This window comes from Jejuibacter sp. L23, assembly GCF_050815825.1.
Classification (GTDB): domain Bacteria; phylum Pseudomonadota; class Gammaproteobacteria; order Enterobacterales; family Enterobacteriaceae; genus Jejubacter; species Jejubacter calystegiae.
Genome location: NZ_CP138199.1, coordinates 401,906 through 427,110 on the forward strand (window position 1 = coordinate 401,906; position 25,205 = coordinate 427,110).

Consider the following 25,205-nt stretch of genomic DNA (forward strand, 5'->3'; position numbering starts at 1 on the left):
TTATTCTTAATTGCTTAAATTGCGTCTTTCCCTTCCCATACCACTTCGCGATAGTGTTGCGGATCGGTATCGCCTTCGGTGCTGATGGCGAGAATGCGTGATTCCGGGGTGAGATTTAATTGCTTCATCAGTGCCGCACGCTTGGGGTGATGCATGACTGCGGCCAGCAGGCCGACGGTGACGGCGCCCGATTCGCCGGAAACGATCTGTGGATCGCCCTCCAGTGGATTGCCCAGCACGCGCATGCCCAGTGCCGCGACCCGATCCTCGCAGGAGATAAATTGCCTGACGTTATCGCGCAGCAGCGGCCAGCCGAGGGGATTAGGTTCACCGCAGGCCAGGCCCGCCATAATGGTGTTCATATCGCCGGAGACATTGACGATGTCACCCTGAAGGGCGGAGCGGTACAGGCAGTCGGCCCGATCGGGTTCCACTACAATGGTGTGTAGCCGGTCAGCGCCGTAGCGATCGGCGAAGTAGCCAAGGACGCCACCCGCCATAGCGCCGACTCCGGCCTGGAGCAGAAGGTGGGTCGGCGGCGCGTTCAGCATGGACCCCATCTGTTCCGCCGCCTCGTCGGCAAGCGTCGCATAGCCCTGCATAATCCATGTCGGCACGTCGGTATAGCCTTCCCAGGCCGTATCCTGGACCACCTCCCATCCGCGTTCGGCGGCCATACGCATAGTCAGGCGTACGGTATCGTCGTAGTTCATATCAGTGACAATGCACTCCGCACCCAGATCGGTAATGTGTTTCACACGGAACGGCGAAGAGCCTTTTGGCATATAGATAACCGCATGTTGCCCCAGCTCCCGTGCGGCCCAGGCGACGCCGCGGCCGTGGTTGCCATCGGTAGTGGTGGCGAAGGTCATGGGAGGGATGCCCTGCCGACGAAACTTTTCGAAGGAGAATCGTTGAATATCGAGATTCAGCTTCTGGCACAGCAGGCGGGCAATGGCCCAGGTTCCCCCCAGCATTTTGAAGGCGTTAAGGCTGAAGCGCTGCGATTCATCCTTCACCAGCACCTGACTGACGCCAAGGGCCTGGGCGAAGTGGTTCATGGCATACAGCGGCGTGGGGCGATAGCCATTCAGGGTGCGATGGAAGTGGCGCGCTTCCCGGGCGGTCTGCTGACCGAAGCGCGGATCCGTTTTGGGATGAAAACGCCCGTTGTCGGCGATCGCTATTTTCAGTTCAAACTGTGACATACGAGAATTCCTCAAACATCCCGGACGCCTGCTATGGCGGCGTCCGGAGAGGTCGTTAGCCGTAAATACGGGGAGTGGCTGCTTCCAGACGCTGCGCCAGCACATCGCCAGGTCTGGCGAACTTGCGGGCCAGGATCATAGCGGCGATGATCCAGGGCTTCCAACTGGCCTCTTTATAGGTGGCGATGCGGTAGCGTTCGAACACGCTGGCTTCCACTTCGCCGCGTTCACAGGAGACGCCGGTAATATCCGCAGGCAGGCAGTGCATATAGAGCGCGCTGCCGTTGCGGGTACGGGCCATCATCTCTTCGGTACAGTGCCAGTGGGTATGGCGGGCGTTTTCCGCCAGGCAGGTTTGTTCCAGCGCCTTCAGCCCCTGGCTGTCGTTCTGGCGCAGTAGCTCGGTACGCTGCTGCATGATTTGCCATGGCGCCCAGGATTTGGGATAGACGATATCGGCGCCCTGGAAGGCCTCTTCCATACTGCTGACCTGACGGAAGCTACCGCCGGAATCCCGGGCGTTATTCTTCGCCACGTTAATGACATCGGGAATCAGGTCGTAGCCCTGGGGATGGGCCAGAGTGACGTCCATTCCAAAGCGCGTCATCAGGCCGATAATGCCCTGAGGAACCGACAGCGGTTTGCCGTAGCTGGGGGAATAGGCCCAGGTCATGGCGATTTTCTTACCGCGCAGGTTTTCCAGGCTGCCGAAATGCTCTTTAAGCCAGGCGAGATCGGCCATGGCTTGAGTCGGATGGTCGATATCGCACTGCAGATTGACGATGGCGGGGCGCTGCGGCAGCACGCCTTCGGCGAACCCTTCATCCAGCGCCTGTCCTACTTCGCGCATATAGGCGTTACCGGCTCCCAGATACATATCATCGCGGATACCGATAGCTTCGGCGCAGAAGGCGATCATATTGGCGGTTTCACGCACCGTTTCGCCGTGGGCGATTTGCGACTTGCCTTCATCCAGATCCTGTTGAGTCAGACCGACCAGGTTAAGCGCAGAGGCATAGGAAAAACGGGTTCGGGTGGAGTTATCGCGAAACAGCGAGATGCCCAGGCCATTATTGAATACGCGGGTGTCAATATTACTGGCGCGCAGGGATTTCAGGGCTTCGGCCAGGTAAAGAATCTGTTCCAGCTCGTCGCGGCTCTGTTCCCATGTCAGTAAAAAATCCTTTTTATGTAGTTCGGACAGCTTATCGTTGATGATATTAATCAGATGTTTTATCTCTTTCATTTATGAGATCCCTTACGAACACAAATTGACAAGTTCGGGTGTATGAGAGGAAGCGACTTCGTTTTCCTGAAGGCGCGCAGCAACTAACAAACAAGTTTTGTGCCAGGTTGTGGGCCAGTGCTAAATGTTTGGCATCAGTCATGTTTTTTCATACCCCCCAGGGAGTAATCTCGAACAACGCCGTTTTTTGAATCAAAGTGTGCGGATCAAGGGGGATCAAAATGAGAAAAGGAAACTCAGTTATCAAAATGAGAGAGCAGGAGGCGGATAACGTCTGTGAAAATATCAAAAATGCCTGTGTCACCATAAATAGTGCCCCTCCAACCCATTCACTCCTGATGCCAATTCAAAAAACCATTCAACATTTCGCCAGTCTGTTGGCGAATGTGTTGCATCTTGAAGTGGAAGTGGTGGATAACCAGCTGCTGCGCATTGCCGGTACTGGCCCGTACGGCCAGCGGTTCGGCCAGGTACCGGCCAGTAATACGGTGTTACTGAAAGAGGTGATGGAAAAAAAGCAGGAGGTGGTGATCTTTGATTCCCGGCAGAACCTGCTGTGCCAGGACTGTACCCAGCGCGAAAGCTGCCGGGAACGGGGGTTCATCGGCGTACCGATTGTTCATCAGCAGCGCTGTCTGGGGGTGATAAGTCTGGTGGCGGTGAATATTACGCAACTGCGTCACCTGCGCGAACATACCAGTATGTTTATTGAATATATTCGCCATATTTCCACGCTGCTGGCCGCTAATCTTGCCGTGCTGCACAGGAAGGAACCGCTTCTTGATCCCCTGTTGCAACGTCTGGCTGCGGGTATCGATCGCGCCGTAATCCTCTGCGATCGTCAGCAAAACGTGGTACTGATTAACGATCGGGCCAGAGAGATGATAGGTCCGGGCGAAGATGCGCTGCTGTGGCAAAATGCCGTGCTGGAATCTTCCCCCAGGCAACAGACCTTCTTGCTGCGCGCAGGGGAGCGGCGCTGGCGAATTACCGGCCAGTTTAGCGAAGCGGAAAACGGCGCGTTTTTGCTGCCTTCCGCCTGTCTGCCAGCCGAACGGGAAGGGGAGGCGCCGGAACCCGCGGTGCCCACCATTAAGAATCTGATCGGAGAATCGGTGGCCATTCGCAAACTCAGGCGCCTGGTTGGCCGCATTGCCGGTAGCCCGTCCAGTGTGATGATTCTGGGGGAAAGCGGCACCGGTAAAGAGGTAGTGGCTCGTGCTATTCATCGTCTTAGCCCGCGCCACGATAAAGCCTTTGTCGCCATCAACTGCGCGGCGATACCGGAAAATCTCCTGGAGAGCGAGCTGTTCGGCTATGCAAAAGGGGCCTTTACCGGTGCGTCGCCTGGTGGCAAGCCAGGCCTGCTCCAGGTGGCTAACGGCGGCACCCTGTTCCTGGATGAAATTGGCGATATGCCTCAGGGCCTGCAGGCTCGCTTGTTACGCGCCATCGAGAGCCGGGAGGTGATGCCGGTTGGTTCCAGCGTACCGGTGCCGGTGGATATCCGGATCATCTCCGCCACTCATCAGAATCTGGAGGCGCATATTCGTGAAGGTCATTTCCGCGAAGATCTTTTCTACCGGCTTAATGTGATTCCACTCTGGCTGCCGCCGCTGCGGGAACGGGAAGGCGATGTGGAGTTGCTGATTAACCACTTTATGGCCTGGCATGCCCGACGCATTGGTCGACGCTGGGCTGGCGTTAGTCCGGAAGTGATGAAGATGCTATGTGCCCACTCGTGGCCGGGCAATGTACGGGAATTAAGTAATCTGGTGGAGTATCTGATCAATATCGTGCCGGAAGGTGAGGTGATCGACAGTGCGCTACTGCCGCCGGTCTTCCATTCCCACTATTTCCACGCGCCTGTCCCGAAGGCGCCGGGAGAGGGCTGTGCTGGCGTCACCACTGTGGTGGACAGCGCCCAATCGAATCTTAAATCGATAGAGAGAACGCTGATTGAAGAGGCATTACAGCGCACCCGTAATAAGAAACAGGTGGCCGATGAACTGGGCATTGGCGTGGCCACCCTGTACCGCAAGATTAAAAAGTACGACCTGGCGTAAGGCGTTCATACGCTTCACGATACTGCGATGGCGTATCCAGATCCTGGTGGATGGTGTGGCTGTCCACCAGCAGGGTTTTGCGACCCTGGCGTTCCATTAGCTGTCGTAGAATATCCTGGGGTCCGGCGTTGAGAATGTGCTCGCGTAGCACGGGGGGCAGCAGTACCGGATGGCCTCGTCCTCCGTTGCAGAAGGGGACGAGGCTCATGTTGCCGCGGTGGCGCCACAGCGCGGCATAAATACCGGGATGAATGGCGGGCATATCGCCAGGCACCATAAAAAAGTGATGACCCGGCGTCAGCGCTCGGGCGCCGCAGCGCAGCGATGAGAACATGCCCTGAACATAATCGGGGTTATGGCACAGCACTACGCCGGAACGGGCGGCATAGCGCTGGCGCAGGGTTTCGCCCCGAAAGCCGGTGACCAGCACCACGCGCTCGCAGAAGGCGAGCGCGTTATCCAGCGCGCTGTCCAGTACGCAGCCGCTGTCACCCCAGGGCAGCAGCATCTTCCACTGCCCCATTCGCGACGACAGGCCCGCCGCCAGCATCAGACACTGTTTCATGATGCTCAGGCTGGTTTCAGAACGGCTTTTATCGATTTGATAATTGGCGCATAGCCGGTGCAACGGCACAGATTGCCTTCCAGCGCGTCGTGGATCTGCGCATTGGTTGGCTGTGGCGTGCTATCCAGCAGCGCTTTGGCGCTCATTAACACGCCGGGCGTGCAGAATCCACACTGGACGCCGCCGTGGCGAACAAAAGCCGCCTGTAGCCGCTGGCCGACCTTGTCGTGACGTAGTGCTTCGACGGTAACGACCTCTGCGCCATCGCACTGGGCCGCCAGCAGCAGGCAGGAACAGACCGCCTTGCCGTCAACGATAACTGTACAGGCGCCGCATTCGCCAACGGAGCATCCTTCTTTGGTTCCCGTCAGTCGCAGGTCGTCGCGTAGAAAATCGATCAGCCGCTGGTTATCTTCGACGTCGTGATGAACGCTGATACCATTCACTTTCAGTTCAATACGATGCATGTTTCCTCCTTATCTGCCTTTGTTCGCCAGAACCTCTTCCAGCAGCTGCGTAAACATTTCGATTCCAGTCGGCACCTTGTAGGGCGCGGACCAGCGTTTCCCAATGGCCTGTTCCAGCATTTGCTGCAGTAGCGTTGCGCCTTCCTGAATCAGCGACGCATTAAGCTGACGGCCCGTCAGGCATTTCTCCAGGGCGATCAGCCGCTGGGGGTGACTAAACAGGGCGCCATCGACTATTCGGCAGAAGGTCAGCATGCCGGATTCGTCCACCACGAACTGCCCAGTGAAGCTCTGGCGTGTGATATTCAGCGCATTACGGCGGCCGAGCTGCAGATAGCGCTGCTGAAGCCCCGTATGCCGCTGTGGCGGCGGCAGGAGAATCGCGGTCAGCAGTTCACCGGATTCAAGTTGGGTCTTATAGCCCCCGGTAATAAAGTCGCTCAGTGGCATCAGGCGGGGCTCTGCGCCGTGGCGCTGAAGCTCGACCCGGGCATCGTAGATAATAAGAGGCGGCACGGAATCGGCGCAGGGCGCGGCGTTGACGATATTGCCGCCCACGGTGGCGCGGTTACGTAATTGAAGTGAGCCTATGGTGTTGCAAGCGGTTACCAGCAGCGGATACCGGGAGGCGATACGTTCATGACGGGTAAGATCGCTAAAGCAGACACCCGCACCGATCCGCACGCTGCCATCCTTCTGGGCGGTAATGGTTTTCAGCGCCTTAATGCCGGAGATATCCACCAGCGGTATCGGTGCGGCGTTGAGACGGGCCTGAACCAGCACGTCGGTTCCGCCTGCGATAACCCGCCGCTGTGGATCTTCTCTGAGCAGGAACAGCGCCTCTTCCAGAGTGCGGGCCCGGGTAAGAGCCAGGGTATTCAGCCGCAACACCTGTTTCTTTTCCGCCGATTCGGCCATCAGTTCGCTCTGGCGCACCGGTTTTTTCAGCGGATGACCCAGTTTGACCTGCTCCAGAGTCAGGGGCAGGGCGTAATTACGCTTACCCATCGCAAAGCTGACGGCGTTATTCAGTGCCGCGGCACCCAGTTCCAGCACTGGTTCGCCAATAACTTTAGCGCCGAAGGGGCCCGCGTTATCGTGGTTTTCGACCGGAATAATGGTCATGGGGGGGATATCTTTGATGGTGGGCAGCAGGTAGGTGTCGAAGTTTTCAGACTTCACCTCGCCCTGTTCAATATTAAACTCTTCCAGCATGCCGTAGCCGACCATCCCCTGGGCGATGCCACCGCTGACCTGCCCCTCGAAGCCGACTTTGTTGATGACTTTGCCGACATCGTGGACTGCGGTGGCATGATTGATGGTGATTTTGCCGGTTCGGGTATCCACCACGATATCGGCAATCTGGCAGCCGTAAACCCAGGTGAAGTAGGGGCTGCCGGTCCCTTTTTCTTCGTCCCAATGGATTGGCGGGGCAACGTGCCAGCCATAGGCGGAAAGGTTGGCACCGGTAGCGTGGGTGATATTGACGACGTCCCGAAATGCCAGACGATTGTAGGGGTGGCGGCGATTGAAGACTTTACCGTTTTCCCACACCAGATCGTCGGGGCTTTCCACCGACAGTTTTTCGGTAATCGCCGCTACCATGCGGCTCTTGAGCTTATTGGCCGCGTTCAGGATAGCCTGGCCGCCCATCAAAGTACCGCGGGAAGCCACCGTCGAACCGCCGTCGGCGATCATGGCGGTATCCGGTTCGCTGAACATCACCTGATCCAGCCCGATGCCGAACGCCTCGGCGGCGATCATCGACATGGTGGTCTGTAGCCCCTGGCCATTTTCGGAAACAGAAGTCGAGATATTCACACTGCCGTCGGCGTTTATCTGGATTAACGCTGATGAGGCGTCAAGCCCTTCCGCGCCCAGTGAACAGCCGCGGTGGCTAACCGCCAGCCCGATACCGTATTTGAGCGGTCCTCCCTGAGCGTTCAGTTCGGCGTAACGACGGCGCTTCTCAATAAAATCGGTGCTTTCGATAGCTCTTTCCAGAACCTCCTGGGCGGAGACGGTGTGATCGGTAAACGCCTGACCCGCCATACTGATATCGTTCTGATGCAGTATGTTGCGCAGGCGTAATTCAATGGGGCACATACCCAGCGCATCGGCGACTTCATCCATCAGAGATTCGTTGGCGAAGATCACCTGAGGAGCGCCAAAGCCGCGGTAGGCTGAGGTGTAGTTATTGTTGGTATAGACGCCGGAGAGGTCGATACGTACGTTAGGGATGTTATAAGGTCCGGCTGCCTGGACGGAACTGCGCCAGGTGACGAAGGCGGTCTGCCCGGCGTAGGCACCGGCGTCGGCCAGAATATCGATCTTGATCGCCTGAATTTTAGCCTTATCATCCAGACCGATTTTATATTTCATAATATAGGGATGACGCTTATAGCTTTCGCGCATCGACTGTTCACGGTTATAGCTCATCTTGACAGGGCGGGAAGTCAGCCAGGTCAGCAGTGCGGCGCGACAGGCCAGGTTATCGATAATATCGTCCTTACCGCCGAAAGAGCCGCCCAGAATTGAACGCCGGACATTCACCTTCGACTGAGCCAGTCCCAGGAATTTCGCCACGAAGCCGCGTACCCGGTGAGCATTCTGAATTGAGCCATAAACGGTCATAATCTGCTCGTTGTCGTCGAAGCAGGTGGTGATCGATTCGGGCTCGATATAGGCGTGTTCCTGAAAGCCAACCCGGTATTCGCGTTCAAAGATATGGGTGGAATCGGCGAAGCCCGCCTCAATATCCCCCTTCACCGTATGGTGATAAACGATAATATTATTCTCGCGCTCGCCGTGGATGAGTCGTGCGCCGGGACGCAGCGCTTCTTCTACGGAGGTTATCGGCGTCCACGGTGTATAGGTGACTTTAATTTTTTCCGCCGCCAGGCAGGCCGCTTCATAGGTCTCCGCTGCAACGATGGCCACCACATCGCCGCGAAAGGCGATTTCACGCTCGACGATGGGCGGATAGTCGGGAACGACCACCCCAATCTGCTTTTCGCCCGGAATATCCTGCCAGGTGGCGATACGGACCACGCCGGGTACCTTTTCTGCCTCTGACAGATCCAGTGACTCGATGCGTCCGGCGGCGATATCGGCATAGCGGCAGACGCCGTAAAGCATATCCTTCATCACTATATCGTCGCCGTATACCGCAAGCCCCTTTACTTTGGCCATGCCGTCGGTACGCGGCACTTCACTGCCCACAGTTGCTGTTTCCATTGAATCAAATCTCCCCTTAATGGATGGAGTCAGGTGCTGCTTATCCTTTGTTTGTCATCGATAAAGCAATGGCTGTGCCAGAGTGCCTGAGCATGGTTATGGGGCGATGGAGTTGTGAAGTACCGCAATAAAAGCCGCCGTCAGGCGTAAGAGTGAGGCCGTTCGCCTGGGGGATGCGGTTTTCACTGTGAGGCGTTTATTCTCAAAGTGAGACGTTTTGTCTGAGGCATTGCGGTGTTCCGGTTGCGGGCCAGGGGCATTATTTTTGAAGCAGTTCACAAACCTGGCCGCGAAGCGGGCGCGGGAGGCGAACTGTCCCCGTTTTTGCATTTATCCCCGAAGAGCAATGCTGAAAAAAGAATAAGGGATAATGCATGAACAGATTCATTACCGTCGATGCCCGGGAGTGTATTGGTTGTCACGCCTGTGAAGTGGCCTGCGCGGTGGCGCATAATCAGCAAACCTGGCCGGATAAAACGGCGTTTTTCCCCCGCATTCGGGTGGTGTTCCGGGGGGCAGAGAGCGTGGCGGTGGCCTGTCGCCACTGTAATGACGCCCCCTGTGTCGATAGCTGCCCGGTGGCGGCGCTGACCCACCGCGAGCAGGAGATCCATCTGGATGAGGCGCTGTGCATCGGCTGTAAAAACTGCGTGCTGGCCTGCCCCTTCGGCGCTATTGAGATGGTCACGGCGGAGCAGCGTGGCATTGCGCAGAAGTGCGACCTTTGTGAATCGACGGCGCAAGGCCAGCCTGCCTGTGTGACCCACTGCCCCACTCAGGCGATCACGCTGATGGACGGCGCGGCGCTAAGCGCGCTGCGTCAGCATCGTCAGCGGGCAACGGCCAGCGGCGATTTTGGTGGGGGGCAGGCACCGTTGCGCAGCCAGGCGCTGCTGGTCAGACCCGAACGTAAAGGGGCCGCGAAGCTCCCCGCCGACCAGCGTAAAAGCCATTTTAACGAGATCTATCAGGCGCTGGATGCCCGCCAGGCTACCCGCGAAAGCGAACGCTGCCTGTATTGCGCCGATAAGGCGTGGTGTAACTGGACCTGCCCGCTGCACAACGCAATTCCTGACTTCATCCGGCTGGTCAACCAGGGCGAGATTCTGGCGGCGGCCGAACTCTGCCACCAGACCAGCTCGCTGCCAGAATTGTGCGGGCGGGTTTGCCCCCAGGATAGGTTGTGTGAAGGGGCCTGCACCATGCAGCCGCGGGGCGGAGCGGTCAGCATTGGTAATCTGGAGCGCTATATCACCGATAGCGCGCTGGCCCTGGGGTGGCGCCCGGATCTGAGCGCGGTATCGCCGCGACCAGAGCGGGTGGCGATTGTCGGCGCCGGGCCTGCCGGCCTGGGCTGTGCCGATCTGCTGGCCCGTAGCGGTATTCAGGCGACGGTTTTCGATCGCCATCCTGAAATTGGCGGTCTGCTGACCTTCGGTATTCCTCCCTTCAAGCTGGATAAGCAGTTGCTGCAAACCCGGCGTGAAATTTTCAGCGCGATGGGCATCCGCTTTCAACTGAATTGTGAAATCGGGCGTGATATCGCATTTAATACGCTGCTGGAAGAGTTCGACGCCGTTTTTCTGGGCGTGGGGACTTACGGACTGATGGCGGCAGGGCTGGAGCATGAAGATGCCCCTGGCGTGGTGCAGGCATTGCCATTTCTGATCGCCAGCACCCGGCGAGTCATGGGGCTGGAAGAAGATCCTCAGACTCCCTTTATTGACGTCACCAGCAAGCGGGTAGTGGTGCTGGGGGGCGGCGATACCGCCATGGACTGTTTGCGCACCTCGGTCAGAAGCGGTGCCGCCAGCGTAACCTGCGCCTACCGGCGTGATGAGGCCAGTATGCCGGGGTCGAAAAAAGAGGTGATTAACGCCAGGGAAGAGGGGGCTGAATTCCTGTTTAACGTGCAGCCTCAGTATATCGCTCTCGACCGTCGGGGGCGGGTGAAAGGGGTGGGGATGATCAAAACCTGCATGGGGGCGCCGGGTCCCGATGGCCGCCGCCGTCCTCAGCCGATAGCCGGTTCGGAGTTTGTGCTACCGGCACAGATCCTGATTATGGCTTTTGGCTTTCAGCCGCATCCCATGCCCTGGCTGACGCGCCACGGCGTGCGCTGCGACGACTGGGGACTGATTGAGACCGACGGTTCTACCCGTACCAGTCATCCCAGGGTTTTCGCCGGTGGTGACGCGGTACACGGCGCCGATCTGGTGGTGACCGCCATGGCCGCGGGGCGTCAGGCGGCCCGGGATATCGTGGCGTTCCTGGATGACCAGCCGGGGCGGGAGGCGGGATGATGAGCGATTTTATTCAGGTTCAGGCAAATTTGTGTATTGGCTGTCGCACCTGTGAAATTGCCTGTGCTCAGGCCCATGATGGGGAAACGCGTCCGGGAGGTCCTTTTTACCCGCGCCTGAAGGTGGTGAAGCGGGAAGAGGTCAGTGCCCCAGTGATGTGCCATCAGTGCGAGAACGCGCCCTGCGTGGCGGTGTGCCCCACCGGCGCGCTAATTCAGGGGAAACAGAGCGTAGAGATAGAAGGTGCGTTATGCATTGGCTGTAGCGGCTGTGTCGTGGCCTGTCCTTTTGGTGTGATCGAGATTGTAGGCCACCCAGGGCCGGGGGGCATTCAACCGGTAAAGTGCGATCTATGCTGTGCCAGTGAATCGGGACCGGCCTGCGTTGCCGTGTGTCCGACGGCGGCGCTGGAAAAAGTCACTGCCGGTGAAGTGGCGCAAAAAGCCACGGCGCGCCGTCGCACGACGGCGTTCCCGAAACGTGGAGGCTGAATGTTTGCCGGTCCGGGGAATTATTCCCGGATCGGCTATAAATGATAAATATTACCCAAAAGAGGTGTTTTATCATGATAGTAAATTGTTAAGCTCATTATGAATAAAGTCGTCATTTGCATCTTATATAATGTGTTCTGAGCTTTTATTGCGCTTTCATCTCACTGTTTATTGCTCTCCGTTAAATATCCATTTATTGTCTGTCGTATTGCGAAATAACTCAGTAAATAATCAGTAGCCTGACATGTGGCGTGGCGCCTTGCGGTCATGGTGAGGGTGAAAATATGATGGCGGATAAATTTAAAAAAATGTTTTCAATGTTTATTTTGTTTATCGTGAGTGTCAGCTTTTCTGCCGCAGCGAATATTGGGAGTGGCCAGATCTCCTTTCGTGGATATATTGTTGATAATGCCGCAGCGGCGGTAAAAAAATGTCTTTCTGAAGCTATCCATCAGGGTATTAGCCAGCGCTGTAGCGGTGAGCAGGGGACCACGGTGCGCTCTACTGTAAAGCACATTATGGTCGCGACCATCGATCGTCAGGGGGAGTCCCGGGAACAGCTTAAGGTAAGAAAAGTCTTGCTTAATTTTGACTGAGGGTAGTCGCGCTTAAGATTAGCGTACTTCCTCATAAAGACAATTTGGTTTCATCAATCATTAAACATGATGTTTCCTTCTGGGAATTTAGCGTAAGGCGAGTATTGTTATCGGCAGGCAAGGGAACGACATCAGATGACAACAGACTGACTTGCCGTAAATATCGAGCTTATTCTTAAGGAAACTATCATGAGAAACAATTCGGGCTACCTGGAACTGAAAGACGGCACTCAACTTTATTATAAAGACTGGGGTGAAGGCCAACCGGTCGTCTTCAGCCACGGCTGGCCGCTTTCTTCTGATGCTTTCGAAGATCAGATGCTGTTTCTGGCGAATGCCGGGTACCGGGTGATTGCCCACGACCGTCGCGGCCACGGGCGTTCCTCTCAGCCGTGGGACGGTCACAACATGGATCAGTACGCCGACGATCTGGCGCAACTGACCGAAGCGCTTAACCTGCGAAACGCCATTCACGTGGGCCACTCCACCGGTGGCGGTGAAGTCGCACGCTATATTGGCCGTCACGGCACTGAACGCGTTGCCAAAGCGGTACTGATTGGCGCGGTTCCGCCGATGATGCTGAAAACCGACTTTAACCCGGCGGGCCTGCCGCGTGATGTTTTTGACAGTATCCGGGAAGGCGTGCGCAACGACCGTTCTCAGTTCTTTAAAGATCTGTCCGAAGCCTTCTATGGATTCAACCGCCCGGGGGCCGCCGTTTCTCAGGGACTGCGCGATAGTTTCTGGATGCAGGGTATGATGGGGTCCATTAAAGCGCTGTACGACTGCGTTGAAGCCTTCTCGGAAACCGACCAGCGCGAAGATCTGCGTAAAATGACTATCCCGACGCTGGTGATTTACGGCGATGACGACCAGATAGTACCGCCGGTCTCTTCCAGCGAAGCGGCGCTGAAACTGCTGCCGGACGGTCGCGGTCTGTGCTACAAAGGCGCGTCACACGGCTTGTGCAGCACCCATAAAGACCGGATTAACCAGGATCTGCTCGACTTTATTCGCGGTTAATCACATCCCAAAGGCGCCGGGCTCCCTGGCGCTTTCTGTTTATCCCTCTTTGCCGTGAAATGTCCGCCGCCACTCGCTGGGGCTGACGCCATAGCGAGCCTTAAACCGCTGCCGGAACGTGACTGGTGACTGAAATCCCGTAGTGCTGGCGATAAAGTCTACCGAATGACTACTGCTTTCCAGAAGCTCCTGGCTGCGACTTAAACGCTCCGCCGTGAGCCATTCTCCTACGCTCATGCCGGTGGCACGCTGAAAGTGTCGGGTAAAGGTACGGCGACTCATGGCAACAAAGTGGGCCAGAGTGTCCAGACTGTGTTGGCTGTCCAGATTATTGCGCAGGTGATCCAACAGTATGTTGATGTGGGTATCCCGGGTGGTTTCCGGTACCGGTCGTTCAATAAACTGCGCCTGGCCACCCTCTCTGTAGGGGGGAATTACCATGCGGCGGGCGATACGGTTGGCGATACGGCTGCCGTAATACTGACGCACGATATAGAGGCAGCAGTCCAGGCTGGCGGCGGTACCGGCAGAGGTAATCAGCCCGTCGTCATCGACGTACAGCGCGTTGGTATCCAGATGAACCCGGGGAAAGTGGCGTACAAAATCCGCCTCTGATTCCCAGTGGGTGGCGGCGCGGCGACCATCCAGCAGACCGGCCCGGGCCAGAACCCAGGTGCCCAGACACAGCCCCACCACCCGGGCTCCGCGCTGCCGGGCTTCACGTAGCGCCGCAATTAACGCGGGAGAGGGCGATGCTTCCAGATGCGGCCACCAGGGCACAATCACAATATCCGCCTGGGCTGCCGCAGACAGATCGCCGCTGGCTTCCACAAACATCCCCTGTTCCGAGGCCACCATACCGGGCCGCTCGGCGCAATATTGCAGATGAAACAGCGGTTGTTCCGGCAGTACAGGGCCGAAAATAATGGCGGGCGCCGATATGTGAAACGGACTGAATCCCGGCATAACAATCAGGGCGACCTTAAGCTGGTTCATAACTGATTCCACGAATGATGAAGAGGAAAAAGGTAACAGGCTACGGCACTGGCTATTCCGCCAGCGAAGGGGACAGGTTTTCCGCCAGCCAGTCGCGCAGGGCGCTCACTTTGGGTAGCCTGGCCCGGCTCTTTAGCCAGGCCAGGCTGATCGGCATGCCCGAGATGGAAAGCTCGGGCAGTACCCGCACCAGCGCGCCTTCGGCCAGCGGTCTGGCGAGCAGCCAGGTCGGTAACTGGACAATCCCCTGTCCCGCCACTGCCGCCATGACCAGCCCTTCGGTATCACCCAGCGCCAGTCCGCTGTGCTGAGACTTTAACGCGCCCTCCTGACCGGGAATACGCAGCGGAGACAGACTGCCGTCACCGCGGCAGTAAAGGATGCAGCGGTGCTGGCTGAGCGCCTGTTCGTCCTGCGGTACGCCCCATTGCTTAAGGTAGTGCGGCGAGGCGCAGAGGATCAGACGCTGGATGCCTAACTGATGATGCTCCACCGCACCAGGCCAGATACCGGAGCCGCCGCTGCGCACCAGTAGATCGATACCTTCCTCTACCGGATCGACGAAGCGATCGGAAAAGGTGATATTGGGCTCCAGCAGTGGGTGCTGTTCCAGAAAGGAAAGAATGGCAGGCAGTACGTGCAGGCGCCCGTAGCTCACCGGCAGATCGATGCGGATCCGCCCCCGCAGCTCGTGGCTCTGGCGATGCAGTGCCAGCTCGGCCTCTTCCAGGTGGCTCAGCACGCCGGTACAGGCCCGGTAGAAGGATTCCCCCTCTTCGGTCAGCGCCAGATGGCGGGTGGTGCGCAGAAACAGCCGCACCTGGAGCCGCTTTTCGAGTCGCGCCACCGCTTTACTGACCGCCGAAGTGGTCAGATGCAGGCGCTCCGCCGCAGCGGTAAAGCTGCCCGCTTCGGCGACGCAGACAAACACATCAATGCCTTTCAGGCGTTCGGAAGAGAACATAGCGCCTCTGATTGTTGAATTAAATTCCAGGATGTATGGAATATTTACCCGGGATGGATAGTAAATTCCAGTATAGGATTGTCCCCTGCAATAATATTAATTCGGGAGCCCCCTTATGCTGTCCTTTGAAGATACCGTTCGCCTGCGCCATTCGCCGCGCGCCTTTTTATCTACCCCACTGACTGACGAACAAATCCATGAAGTCTTGCAGGATGCGCAGCACGCGCCTTCCAACTGCAATACTCAGCCCTGGCATGTGCATATCGCTTCCGGCGATACAAAGCGCGCGCTGACCGAAGCAATGCTGCGCAATGATGAGCTGGGGCAAGTGACGCCTGATTTCAGCTTTGATTACGCCGATTTTTACGGCGACTACTTTGCCCGCAGCCAGGAGCAGGCAAAGCAGTACTACGATGTACTGGGGATTGCCCGGGAAGATAAAGACAGTCGCCATCAGGCGCTACTGCGCAACTACGCCTTTTTCGGTGCGCCTCATGTGGCGTTTCTGTTTATGCCGTCGTTTGGCGATAACGTGCGGGTTGCCGGGGATATCGGTATGTACGGGCAGAACTTCCTGCTGTCACTGACCGCCCGCGGCTATGCCGGTATTCCGCAAACTCTGCTGGGATTCCATGCCGACAGCGTGCGCAAAATCCTCGGCGTTTCCGACCAGTACCGTCTGCTGTTTGGCATCTCCTTCGGCTATGAAGATCCCGATGCCCGGGCCAACCAACTGCGAATGGACCGTATTCCGCTGGAACAGAGCGTGGTGTTCCATAAATAACCGCTTTGAGACTCCTCCGCTGTTGCGCCGACGGACCGTTGCGTAGGGTGAAAGCCGGTTAACGGCAGGGTGGTCTTCTATGAAAAGTTATAGTGCGCTGCTGCTGGTGGCGCTGGTTGGAATGAGTTCCGCCAGCGCCCGGGCGGACGATTTGGATAGTGTGGTCAACGACGCGATTAATTCGATTGCCGGGGCGCTGAACGGCAATCGCAACGATGGCGATTATAACGACGACGACGGGCGCTGGCGCGACGACGAGAATCGCCGCTATGATGACGGGCGACAGTATGACGACCGGCGACGCCAGATAGATGAACAGCGGCGCCAGCTTGATGAAGAGCAGCGGCGGCTGGACGAACGACGTCGCCAGTTAAGCGAAGAGGAGCGGCGGCTTAGCGAGGCGCGCTGGCGTTAGGACCGCACCTCCGCCAAATCCAGGCAAATTGTCTGTCCATCGAATCCGGCTTCGATGCCTTCCGGCAGCGGGTTCTCCATCATCCACAGATCGAAGTGGTGGCCGATATGGGTCAGCACCACTCGCGGCGCAGCTATCTGGCGCTTTAGCTCCACGACGGTATTGAGATCGTTGTGATTGCGCGGAGTTTCTGACCGGGGTTCATAAGCGCAGTCAATCACCATCACGTCCGGCCGGTTAGCGGCCAGAAACTTCATGCTTTTTTCCGGTAGCCCGGTGGTGTCGCACAGCCAGGCCAGGCTGCCGTGCGGGCTTTCCAGCAGATAGCCGTAAGTGAGTTTCGAATGATTCAGGGGTAGCGGTGTTACCCTCAGCCCCTGAAGCGTAAAGGCGACGAACGGGGTGAGCGTGTGGCTGAAGTCGAGAAGGCCGGGGTGCTTAAACAGATCGTCGCAGCCGACGGGGTCTGGCGGGCCGTAGACCGTAATGCGGGAGCCTACGCCCCAGCGCAGGGGAAACAGTCCCTGGACGTGGTCCATATGGTAGTGGGTCAGCAGTATCTGGCAGAAGCTGTCTGCGGGATGGCGCTCCATTAAATCAGGGAAACCGGCGTCCAGTAGCGTCACGCTGTCGTTAAATTGCACGGTGCCGCTACAGGGGCCGCGCCGGAAAGCCGGGTCGCGCCGCGCCCGCTGGCAGGCGGCGCACTGGCAGCCGAAGGCCGGGACCTGGCGGGCATCGCCGGTGCCGCTAAGTACAATCTTCAGGCTCATGGCGCGGCACCTAAAGCGCTTTGGTAAAGCGAACGTGGGTCGGCTGGTACGCTTCGCGCTGGTAGAAGCGATGCGCGTCCTGGCGACCGGAGCTGGTGGAAAGTTCGATCATCTCAGCGCCTTCCTGGCGGGCTTCCTGTTCTGCCCAGGCCAGCAGCCGTTTGCCGATCCCCAGCCCCCGGCCCTGGGGCATCACCACCAGCTCCTGGATTTCGGCTATCCAGTTAACGTGATGCAGATGGAATTGCAGATGCAGCCCCACCATGGCGACGGGGTGCCCATTGTGTAGCGCTAACTGGTAGCGAAAGCGGGAGTCGAGCAGATTCGCGGCAAACCCGGCGCGGAAAGCGTCACGGTCGAACTCCCGCTGTTTCAGTTCACAGATTAATCCATAGACGCTCTGCCAGTCGTTCAAAGTGGCGCTACGCAGTTCAACAGACATTCCGTTTTTCCTCCGGTTCGTGACGAATTAGCTGAATTAATGCCGTGGCCGACTGTTGCAGGGAGCCATCGTTGTTGAGTATGGCGCAGTGAGGCAGATGTGTCCCAAAATGGCTGGCGCGGCGCAGCCGCTGTTCGATGGCGTCCGGCGTCTCCCGGCCTCTGGCTTCCAGACGGCGACGCAGAACGTCGTTTGATACCTGAAGCATCACCGGCAGAAGCCTGGCGCCGTAGCGTTCCATAGCGTGGGGAAGATGCTGGCGGGAACCGTTGACGATCACGTTCATCCCCGCCGCCAGCCAGTGATCCAGTTCGATCCCTAAGCCGTAACGATAGCCGTTGGCCTGCCAGGCCAGCGCGAACAGGCCGCAGGCCGCGCGCTGGCTGAATTCGGCATCGCTCAGGGCGATATGGTTTTCGCCACCGGCGTCCGCCGTGCGGGTGATATAGCGATGAGCCACCAGCAGTTCTGGTATCTGCTGCTGGCGCAGGGCCGCCAGCAGGCTGTCTTTTCCGGCGCCGGAAGGGCCGATAAGCCAGATGAGTCGCGTCATCAGAATACCTGCCTCCCCTGGCGCCAGACGTTCCCGACTCGTATCTGGCCGTCAATGCGGTGGGCCAGCACCAGGTCGGCGCGCCTGCCTTCGGCCAGCTCGCCCCGGTCGGTCAGGTTAATGGCCCGGGCCGGATTACGGGTCACCAGACGGATGGCCTGGGGCAGTCGCCAGCCCGATTCGGGGTCGTCGGCGATGCGAAAGGCGGCATCCAGCAGGCTGGCGGGATAGTAGTCCGAAGAGAGAATATCCAGCAGCCCGGTTTGCGCCAGCCGGTGGGCCGCTACATTGCCGGAATGAGAACCGCCACGCACGATATTCGGGGCGCCCATCAATACCTGAAGGCCGTGGCGACGCGATGCCTGTGCGGCTTCCAGGGTGGTGGGGAATTCGGCAATCACGCTGCCCAGATCGTGGGATTCCTGCACGTGATCGGCGGTGGCGTCGTCGTGGCTGGCAAGCGCAATGCCGCGCGCGCGGCAATCGGCGGCAATGGCCTGGCGGTTGGGGTGCGACCAGCGCTCCGCGAGCCGTAACTGCTCTTCTTCATAGTGCGCCATCTGTTCGGCGCTGAGCTGATATTTGCCCTGATAGTATTCGCGATATTTTTCGATACTGGCGAACTGACGCTGACCGGGCGAGTGGTCCATCAGCGAAACCAGCGATACGCCTGCCCGCCCGACCAGTTGCTGAAACAGGGGCAGGGTGGTGTGGTGCGGAAGCTCGCAGCGCAGGTGCAGACGGTGGTCGGCGCGATTAACCCCCAGCCGCTGGCTGTGTTCGATGGCGCCGATCATTTTGTCCAGATTCTCCAGCCGGTCGCCGCCGTCGCGCACATCACCCAGCGCCACGGCGTCGAGTACCGTGGTGATGCCGCTCGCCACCATCAGCGCGTCGTGGCTGCTCATGGCCGAATGGGCGGGCCAGTCCACTTTAGGACGCGGGGTGAAGAATTTGTCCAGATTGTCGGTATGCAGTTCCACCAGGCCCGGCAGCAGCCAGCCGCCGTCGCCGTCCAGAGCGCCGGGCTGGCGGCTGGGGGTATCGGCGAAGCTGCGTATTTTTCCGTCCGCCACTTCCAGCGAGCCTGCCACCACCTCATCATCCAGAACCAGTTTTACATTATTGATAATCATACGGTTTCCCCGCTGCTGGTCATGGTATGAAGGCGATCGGCCACCCGCTGACGTACCGCGGCGTCGTGGAAAATGCCAACGATGGCGGCGCCGCGCGCTCTTGCTTCGTCAATCAGGCCGACCACGGCGGCGCTGTTGGTGGCGTCCAGCGAGGCAGTCGGCTCATCCAGCAGCAGGATGGGGTAATCGACGATAAAACCGCGGGCGATGTTCACCCGCTGCTGTTCGCCGCCGGAAAAGGTGGACGGCGCCAGGTGCCACAGACGTTCCGGCACGTTCAGGCGCTTCAAAAGCGCGGCTGCGCGTGCTGAACACTGTTCACGGGGAACGCCCAGATCCAGCAGCGGCTGCATCACCACTTCCAGGGTGCTGATGCGCGGAATAACCCGCAGGAACTGGCTGACCCAGCCGATGGTGCGGCGGCGTACCGCCAGCACCTCCCGCGCCGGAGCACAGGCCAGATCCAGCCAGCCGCCTTCATGGCGGATCCAGATATGCCCGGTATCCGGCAGGTAGTTGGCATACAGCGAGCGCAACAGGGTGGATTTGCCGCTGCCGGAATGGCCGTGCAGCACCACGCACTCGCCGGAGTTCACTTCCAGCGAGGCATTGCGCAGCACCGGCAGGCGGGCGCCGTTCTGGTGATGTAATACGAAGGTTTTACTCAGGTTTTCCACCCGTATCGAAGCTTTCATAGCGCCCTCTTAATTTTGCAGTACCGAAGAGACCAGCAGCTGGGTGTAGGCGTGATGAGGATCGTCCAGTACCCGATCGGTTAACCCACTTTCCACCACCTGGCCCTGTTTCATCACCAGCAGGCGATCTGCCAGCAGCCGCGCCACCCCCAGATCGTGGGTGACAATCACCACCGCCAGGTTCATCTCCACCACCAGGCCACGCAGCAGGTCGAGCAGGCGCGCCTGTACCGACACGTCCAGTCCGCCGGTGGGCTCATCCATAAACATCAGTTGCGGATGAGTCACCAGATTGCGGGCGATTTGCAGGCGCTGCTGCATACCGCCGGAAAAGGTGGTGGGCAGGTCGTCGATGCGGGCGGCGGGGATCTCTACCGATTCCAGCCAGCGCTGCGCGGTGGCGCGGATATCGCCGTAGTGGCGCACACCGGTGGCCATCAGGCGCTCGCCGATGTTACCGCCTGCCGAAACGCCAGGGCGCAGTCCGTCCAGCGGATGCTGGTGCACCACGCCCCATTCGGTACGCAGCAGGCGGCGGCGTTCGGCTTCGCTCATGGCGTACAGTGACTCGCCCCGGAAGATGACTTCGCCGCGCTGAGGAGGCAGCCGTGCGGAAATGGCCTTCAGCAGTGTGGTTTTGCCGGAGCCGGATTCACCAACGATACCCAGCACTTCACCGGGCCACAGTTCGAAGGAGACATCGCTGAAGCCTTTACCCGGCGCGTAGAGATGGGTCAGATTATTGACGGAGAGCAGGGGTGTCATGAGCGCGTGGCCTCGCTATTCTGGCGGCAGAAATCGGTATCGGAACAGACGAACATGCGGTTGCCCTGGTCATCCAGCACCACTTCGTCCAGGTAGCTGTGGCGCGAACCGCAGATGGCGCAGGGTTCATCCCAGGTTTGTACCTGGAAGGGGTGATCGTCGAAATCCAGGCTTTCCACCCGGGTCCAGGGCGGTACTGCGTACAGGCGCTTTTCACGCCCGGCACCAAACAGTTGCAGCGCTGGCATCCTGTCCATCTTCGGGTTATCGAATTTGGGGATCGGCGAGGGATCCATCACGTAGCGATCGTTCACCTTCACCGGATAGGCGTAAGTGGTGGCGATATGGCCGAAGCGGGCGATGTCCTCATACAGCTTTACCTGCATCACGCCGTACTCTTCCAGCGCGTGCATGGTGCGGGTTTCGGTTTCGCGAGGTTCGATAAAGCGCAGCGGCTCGGGGATCGGCACCTGATAGACAAGGATCTGATCCTCTTGAAGCGGCACTTCCGGGATCCGGTGGCGGGTCTGGATAATCGTGGCGTCGGCGGTGGATTCAGTGGTTTCCACCCCGGTCACGCGCTTAAAGAAGTTGCGGATCGAAACCGCGTTGGTGGTGTCGTCCGCTCCCTGATCGATGACCTTCAACACGTCCTGGGGGCCGATGACGCTGGCGGTTAGTTGGATCCCGCCGGTGCCCCAGCCGTAAGGCATGGGCATTTCGCGCCCGCCGAACGGCACCTGGTAGCCAGGGATCGCCACTGCCTTCAGCAGGGCGCGACGGAGCGTGCGTTTGGTCTGTTCATCGAGATAAGCAAAGTTGTAACCGGTCAGTGCGTCAGCCATTGTTCGCCTCCCTTGCGCTTTTCAGTCGTTTGAGTAGTTCCAGTTCGGCCTGGAAGTCGACGTAGTGGGGCAGTTTCAGGTGCGAGACAAAGCCCGCCGCTTCAACGTTGTCGGCGTGGGCCAGCACGAACTCCTCGTCCTGAGCCGGACCGGTGATCGGATCATGGTATTCCGGCGCCTGAAGCGCGCGATCCACCAGCGCCATCGCCATGGCTTTACGTTCACCCATGCCGAAGACCAGACCGTAGCCGCGGGTAAAGTGCGGCGGTTCCTGTTCTGGCGCCACAAAGCCGTTGACCATCTCGCATTCGGTCATCAGCAGTTCGCCAACGCAGACCGGAAAACCCAACTCTTCCGGGACGATCTCCACCGCCACGTAGCCGCTGCGGATCTCCCCGGCGAAGGGGTGATTGCGGCCATAGCCGCGCTGGGTGGAGTAGGCCAGCGCCAGCAGATAGCCTTCGTCACCGCGGGTAAGCTGTTGCAGGCGCGAAGAGCGCGAGCAGGGATAAACCGGCGGCTGGCGGGTCACGTCGTCGGGCTGTGCGCCGTTATCCACTTCCGGCTTTGCCAGCCCCTGGCCTGCCAGCAGGCTAAAGACGTGGGGCATGGGTTCGGGGCTGGCGTCGCCAGGCTCCGGGCTCGGCGTTTTGCCTTCTGCCAGCAGGCTGAAATCCAGCAGCCGGTGGCTGTAGTCGTAAGTGGGGCCGAGCATCTGGCCGCCGGGAATATCTTTATAGATGGCAGAAACCCGGCGCTCCGGGCGCATCCGGGCCGTTTCCAGCGGCTGGCTGACGGCGATGCGCGGCAGGGTGGTGCGGTAGGCGCGTAGCAGGAAGATGGCTTCGACGCTGTCGCCGCTCGCCTGCTTCAGGGCCAGCGCCGCCAGTTCGCGGTCGGCGATGCCCCCTTCGGTCATCACCCGATCCACCGCCAGACCGAGCTGCTGCTCTATCTGTTCAACGCTAAGTTCGGGCTGGCTACTATCGCCACGCCGCCGCTCCTGCTGGAGTTTGTGTGCGGCGTCGATGGCCTTTTCGCCCCCTTTAACGGCAACGTACATCAGCACACCTCCACATGGGTTGTGCGCGGCAGGGCCAGCAGCCGCTCGCCGCAGGTGATAATCAGATCGATGCCCATCGGGAACGGCTGCGGGCGTTCAATCAGCTCCTGAAGTACCGGCTCCGGCAGAACGGGGGCGATCATTCGTTCATCGGCGATGCCGGGCCCGGTCAGGCGCAGCATCAGGCCGCCGCTCAGGGCCGGGAGTTGCAGCACCAGGGTGGCGCTGCTTTCTGGCCGGGCGGCACTGCCCTGGGACAGCGCCCGTAGCTGCTCTACGCTCAGGCTGTCGTCGGCGATGGCAAACTGCGCCTGCTCCGGGGTGTCGCACAGCGGCGCATTGGTATGAAAGCGCAGATTCTGGCGCACCATGTCGTTGCCCAGCGCATCGCACAGCCATAGCGGCGTATCGTTATCCGCAAGGGTTAGCAGGGCGCTGGTGGTGGCGATGTCCAGCGGCGGCCAGCCGTGTTTGAGCGCCGTCAGATTGACCACAAGACCGGGTTCGCTCATGGCTTTCAGCAGGCGACGAAAGCAGTGCTGGGCATCCTGCACCGGCAGGGGAAAGGCGGTGGTTAACGTCATGCATTGTCTCCGCGTACCAGAGTAAAGAAGTCGACCCGGCTGGCGGCGACCTTGCGTTGACGCTCGCGCAGGCGGGCGTCGCGGCTGGCTTCCAGCGGGTTAATCAGGGTTTCCATCAATGTGGCGTGGTGGGCGCTCTCCTGGAGCAGGGCATCTACCAGAGCGCAGCGTTCGGCGTGCTGGCAGTCGCGGCCCAGCACCCAGCTATAGCCGCAGACGCCGCTGCCAAGGCGTATCGCAGCGCGGGTCAGGGTGGCATCACCAGCGAAGAAGGGATTGCCGCTGCCGCCCATCCGGCCCTGAATTTGCACCAGCCCGGTTTCGGCCTGGCGCAGAACTTCGTATTCCGGGGTGAGATTCAGCGCGGCGAAGCGTTCGGCCAGTTCCCGTGGCTGGCTGTGGGCCAGTACTGCCATCCAGCGCTGACGCAGGGGGGTAGCAGATTGCGGATTCATTCAGTGCTCCATGGTGAATTCGATCATGTCGGCGCGGGTCAGGCTGACGGAGTATTCCGCCACGCTGTGCGCGCCTTCACGATGGTTAAGGGTGCGCACGCAGAGCAGCGGCGCCTGATTAGGGATCTCCAGCATCCGGCTCTCTTTAGCCTGGGCCCGGCGGGCGCTAATCCGCGTCTGATGGCGGATCAGGCGGATGTCGAGACGCGCTTCCAGCCAGTCGTGCAGCGAACCGCTGGTGAATTCACGCAGGCTGGGCCACCAGGCGATATCGGAGAAGTAGTGATCGATCAGACACAGGGCGACGCCATTGACCCGGCGCAGGGTGCGCAGGTGGATAATGTCGCGCCCTTCCGCCACGCCCAGAGCATCAGCCACCGGACCGGAGGCCGGGCGCAACACGGAAAGCAGGCGTTCGCTGGTTGGATGGCTGCCCTGGTCGAGCAGGTTCTGGCTAAAGCGCGCCCGGGCATTCAGGGGGTAGTCAAACGGGCGCATCAGCACCAGAATGCCAACTCCCTGACGGCGCTGTACCCAGCCGCGCTCCACCAGTTGGTCTACGGCGCGGCGCAGGGTGTGGCGATTCACCCCGAAGCGGGTTGCCAGTTGCTGTTCGGCGGGCAGCCAGTCGCCGCAGCGGTAGTGGCTTAACTCCTGCTCCAGCCGGGCGGCTATTTCCTGATAACGGGTGGGGTATGTGGTCGGATGTCTGGACAGGTTCATCGCACAGGCTCCTTTCGGGTCAGATAAACTGCTTACGCAGCCGCTGCGACAGGAAGTCGAGCAGACTGACGGTGACGATAACAACAATCATCAGGGCGCAGGTCTGGGGGAACTGAAAGCCGCGAATGGCTTCCCACAGGGTGACGCCGATACCGCCTGCGCCCACCATGCCGACCACCGTGGCGGAACGGACGTTGGATTCGAAGCGATACAGGGAGTAGGAGATCAGCAGCGGCATGACCTGGGGCAGAACGCCGTAGAGAATCTCTTCCAGCTTATTGGCGCCGGTGGCGCGGATCCCTTCCACCGGGCCGGGGTCGATGGCCTCCACCGCTTCGGAAAGCAGCTTGGAGAGCACGCCGGTGGTGTGGATAAACAGCGCCAGCACCCCGGCGAACGGGCCAAGACCCACGGCGACGACAAACAGCATGGCGAACACCATTTCGTTAATGGCGCGGCAGGCGTCCATCAGGCGGCGTACCGGCTGGTAAATCCACCACGGGGCGATATTTTCGGCGCTCATCAGGCCAAAGGGGATGGAAAGCACCACCGCCAGTGCCGTGCCCCACACCGCGATTTGCAGCGTCACCAACATCTCTTCAAGGTAGAGCGGCCACTGGCTGAAATCAGGCGGGAAGAAGTCGGCGGCGAAGGTCGCCATATTGCCGCCATCCTGTATCAGGGTCAGCGGCGCCATTTCGGCACCGTGCCAGGAGGCGGCCAGAACCGCCAGCACCAGGCCCCAGCCGATAAGCGAAAAGGCGCTGCGTTTGGGGGGATTCAGAGTCATGCTTTGGCTGTGCATCGTTA

The 25,205-nt window shown here is 59.4% G+C and carries 26 protein-coding genes; 7 read left to right on the forward strand and 19 right to left on the reverse strand.

The genetic code is table 11. The features are described from left to right. Nucleotides 1-14: 14 nt before the first annotated feature. Both dpaL and ygeW read right to left on the reverse strand, forming a co-directional pair. Nucleotides 15-1,208: a diaminopropionate ammonia-lyase gene (dpaL, locus tag SCU88_RS01820; protein WP_175341866.1), complete on the reverse strand. Its 1,194-nt coding sequence runs from the start codon at nt 1,206-1,208 to the stop codon at nt 15-17. Nucleotides 1,209-1,263: 55 nt separating this feature from the next. Further along, on the reverse strand, nt 1,264-2,454 hold the full coding sequence (gene ygeW / locus SCU88_RS01825; protein WP_175341867.1) for a knotted carbamoyltransferase YgeW: 1,191 nt from the start codon (nt 2,452-2,454) through the stop codon (nt 1,264-1,266). A 338-nt stretch (nt 2,455-2,792) separates the two neighbouring features. Between ygeW and SCU88_RS01830 the strand changes: the two genes are divergently transcribed. Then, the gene (locus SCU88_RS01830; protein ID WP_175341868.1) at nt 2,793-4,520 is read left to right on the forward strand and encodes a sigma 54-interacting transcriptional regulator; all 1,728 of its coding nucleotides are present in this window, start codon (nt 2,793-2,795) and stop codon (nt 4,518-4,520) included. On the opposite strand, the gene SCU88_RS01835 is transcribed toward SCU88_RS01830, so the two are convergent. From SCU88_RS01835 to SCU88_RS01845, 3 genes are read right to left on the reverse strand one after another with little or no spacing between them, the layout of a single operon-like run. Beyond that, nucleotides 4,498-5,085 (reverse strand): NTP transferase domain-containing protein, encoded by a 588-nt coding sequence (locus tag SCU88_RS01835; protein WP_175341869.1) that lies wholly within the window; start codon nt 5,083-5,085, stop codon nt 4,498-4,500. The genes SCU88_RS01830 and SCU88_RS01835 overlap by 23 nt on opposite strands. A gap of 5 nt (nt 5,086-5,090) precedes the next feature. Beyond that, nucleotides 5,091-5,552, reverse strand: coding sequence for a 2Fe-2S iron-sulfur cluster-binding protein (locus tag SCU88_RS01840; RefSeq protein ID WP_175341870.1), 462 nt, complete (start codon nt 5,550-5,552; stop codon nt 5,091-5,093). A 9-nt stretch (nt 5,553-5,561) separates the two neighbouring features. Next, on the reverse strand, nt 5,562-8,789 hold the full coding sequence (locus SCU88_RS01845; RefSeq protein ID WP_175341871.1) for a molybdopterin cofactor-binding domain-containing protein: 3,228 nt from the start codon (nt 8,787-8,789) through the stop codon (nt 5,562-5,564). 374 nt (nt 8,790-9,163) lie between these two features. Between SCU88_RS01845 and SCU88_RS01850 the strand changes: the two genes are divergently transcribed. The 4 genes from SCU88_RS01850 (at nt 9,164) to SCU88_RS01865 (ending at nt 13,202) form a co-directional block, all read left to right on the forward strand. Continuing rightward, nucleotides 9,164-11,092 carry an FAD-dependent oxidoreductase gene (locus SCU88_RS01850; protein ID WP_175341872.1) on the forward strand — a complete coding sequence of 643 codons (1,929 nt, stop codon included), beginning with the start codon at nt 9,164-9,166 and terminating at the stop codon, nt 11,090-11,092. Then, complete coding sequence (locus tag SCU88_RS01855; RefSeq protein WP_138099132.1) at nt 11,092-11,583, forward strand: 4Fe-4S dicluster domain-containing protein; 492 nt, start codon at nt 11,092-11,094, stop codon at nt 11,581-11,583. The genes SCU88_RS01850 and SCU88_RS01855 overlap by 1 nt, the downstream gene beginning before the upstream one ends. Before the next feature lie 284 nt (nt 11,584-11,867). Beyond that, nucleotides 11,868-12,179 carry a type 1 fimbrial protein gene (locus SCU88_RS01860; RefSeq protein WP_175341873.1) on the forward strand — a complete coding sequence of 104 codons (312 nt, stop codon included), beginning with the start codon at nt 11,868-11,870 and terminating at the stop codon, nt 12,177-12,179. Between the two features lie 189 nt (nt 12,180-12,368). Next, nucleotides 12,369-13,202 (forward strand): alpha/beta fold hydrolase, encoded by an 834-nt coding sequence (locus tag SCU88_RS01865; RefSeq protein ID WP_175341874.1) that lies wholly within the window; start codon nt 12,369-12,371, stop codon nt 13,200-13,202. Nucleotides 13,203-13,241: 39 nt separating this feature from the next. On the opposite strand, the gene SCU88_RS01870 is transcribed toward SCU88_RS01865, so the two are convergent. Further along, nucleotides 13,242-14,198, reverse strand: a complete 957-nt coding sequence (locus tag SCU88_RS01870; RefSeq protein ID WP_175341875.1) for a helix-turn-helix domain-containing protein — start codon at nt 14,196-14,198, stop codon at nt 13,242-13,244. Nucleotides 14,199-14,250: 52 nt separating this feature from the next. Beyond that, nucleotides 14,251-15,162 (reverse strand): LysR substrate-binding domain-containing protein, encoded by a 912-nt coding sequence (locus SCU88_RS01875; protein WP_175341876.1) that lies wholly within the window; start codon nt 15,160-15,162, stop codon nt 14,251-14,253. Nucleotides 15,163-15,277: 115 nt separating this feature from the next. Here SCU88_RS01875 and SCU88_RS01880 point away from each other — a divergent pair, with 115 nt between their 5' ends. Together SCU88_RS01880 and yjdP are read left to right on the forward strand one after the other, a co-directional pair. Next, entirely contained in the window at nt 15,278-15,946 is a 669-nt protein-coding gene (locus SCU88_RS01880; protein ID WP_175341877.1) for a nitroreductase family protein, read from the forward strand. A gap of 79 nt (nt 15,947-16,025) precedes the next feature. Further along, nucleotides 16,026-16,361 (forward strand): DDRRRQL repeat protein YjdP, encoded by a 336-nt coding sequence (gene yjdP, locus SCU88_RS01885; RefSeq protein ID WP_138095392.1) that lies wholly within the window; start codon nt 16,026-16,028, stop codon nt 16,359-16,361. Here the strand turns inward: yjdP and phnP are convergent. From phnP to phnE, 12 genes are read right to left on the reverse strand one after another with little or no spacing between them, the layout of a single operon-like run. Beyond that, entirely contained in the window at nt 16,358-17,134 is a 777-nt protein-coding gene (phnP, locus tag SCU88_RS01890; RefSeq protein ID WP_175341878.1) for a phosphonate metabolism protein PhnP, read from the reverse strand. The genes yjdP and phnP overlap by 4 nt on opposite strands. Nucleotides 17,135-17,144: 10 nt before the next feature. Continuing rightward, nucleotides 17,145-17,576, reverse strand: coding sequence for an aminoalkylphosphonate N-acetyltransferase (gene phnO, locus SCU88_RS01895; RefSeq protein ID WP_175341879.1), 432 nt, complete (start codon nt 17,574-17,576; stop codon nt 17,145-17,147). After that, nucleotides 17,566-18,129 carry a ribose 1,5-bisphosphokinase gene (gene phnN / locus SCU88_RS01900; protein WP_175341880.1) on the reverse strand — a complete coding sequence of 188 codons (564 nt, stop codon included), beginning with the start codon at nt 18,127-18,129 and terminating at the stop codon, nt 17,566-17,568. Before phnN ends, phnO begins: the two co-directional genes overlap by 11 nt. Further along, nucleotides 18,129-19,265: an alpha-D-ribose 1-methylphosphonate 5-triphosphate diphosphatase gene (gene phnM / locus SCU88_RS01905; RefSeq protein WP_175341881.1), complete on the reverse strand. Its 1,137-nt coding sequence runs from the start codon at nt 19,263-19,265 to the stop codon at nt 18,129-18,131. Before phnM ends, phnN begins: the two co-directional genes overlap by 1 nt. Continuing rightward, complete coding sequence (gene phnL, locus SCU88_RS01910) at nt 19,262-19,960, reverse strand: phosphonate C-P lyase system protein PhnL (RefSeq protein WP_175341882.1); 699 nt, start codon at nt 19,958-19,960, stop codon at nt 19,262-19,264. Before phnL ends, phnM begins: the two co-directional genes overlap by 4 nt. A 9-nt stretch (nt 19,961-19,969) precedes the next feature. Continuing rightward, entirely contained in the window at nt 19,970-20,725 is a 756-nt protein-coding gene (gene phnK, locus SCU88_RS01915) for a phosphonate C-P lyase system protein PhnK (protein WP_175341883.1), read from the reverse strand. Then, entirely contained in the window at nt 20,722-21,570 is an 849-nt protein-coding gene (locus SCU88_RS01920) for an alpha-D-ribose 1-methylphosphonate 5-phosphate C-P-lyase PhnJ (RefSeq protein ID WP_175341884.1), read from the reverse strand. Before SCU88_RS01920 ends, phnK begins: the two co-directional genes overlap by 4 nt. Beyond that, nucleotides 21,563-22,633 (reverse strand): carbon-phosphorus lyase complex subunit PhnI, encoded by a 1,071-nt coding sequence (locus SCU88_RS01925; protein ID WP_175341885.1) that lies wholly within the window; start codon nt 22,631-22,633, stop codon nt 21,563-21,565. Before SCU88_RS01925 ends, SCU88_RS01920 begins: the two co-directional genes overlap by 8 nt. Further along, nucleotides 22,633-23,217: a phosphonate C-P lyase system protein PhnH gene (phnH, locus tag SCU88_RS01930; protein ID WP_138095401.1), complete on the reverse strand. Its 585-nt coding sequence runs from the start codon at nt 23,215-23,217 to the stop codon at nt 22,633-22,635. Before phnH ends, SCU88_RS01925 begins: the two co-directional genes overlap by 1 nt. Beyond that, nucleotides 23,214-23,672: a phosphonate C-P lyase system protein PhnG gene (gene phnG / locus SCU88_RS01935; protein WP_175341886.1), complete on the reverse strand. Its 459-nt coding sequence runs from the start codon at nt 23,670-23,672 to the stop codon at nt 23,214-23,216. The genes phnH and phnG overlap by 4 nt, the downstream gene beginning before the upstream one ends. Further along, the gene (gene phnF, locus SCU88_RS01940) at nt 23,673-24,395 is read right to left on the reverse strand and encodes a phosphonate metabolism transcriptional regulator PhnF (protein WP_138095403.1); all 723 of its coding nucleotides are present in this window, start codon (nt 24,393-24,395) and stop codon (nt 23,673-23,675) included. It lies immediately after the preceding gene. A 19-nt stretch (nt 24,396-24,414) separates the two neighbouring features. Further along, the gene (gene phnE / locus SCU88_RS01945; protein ID WP_138095404.1) at nt 24,415-25,200 is read right to left on the reverse strand and encodes a phosphonate ABC transporter, permease protein PhnE; all 786 of its coding nucleotides are present in this window, start codon (nt 25,198-25,200) and stop codon (nt 24,415-24,417) included. Between the last annotated feature and the right edge of the window lie 5 nt (nt 25,201-25,205).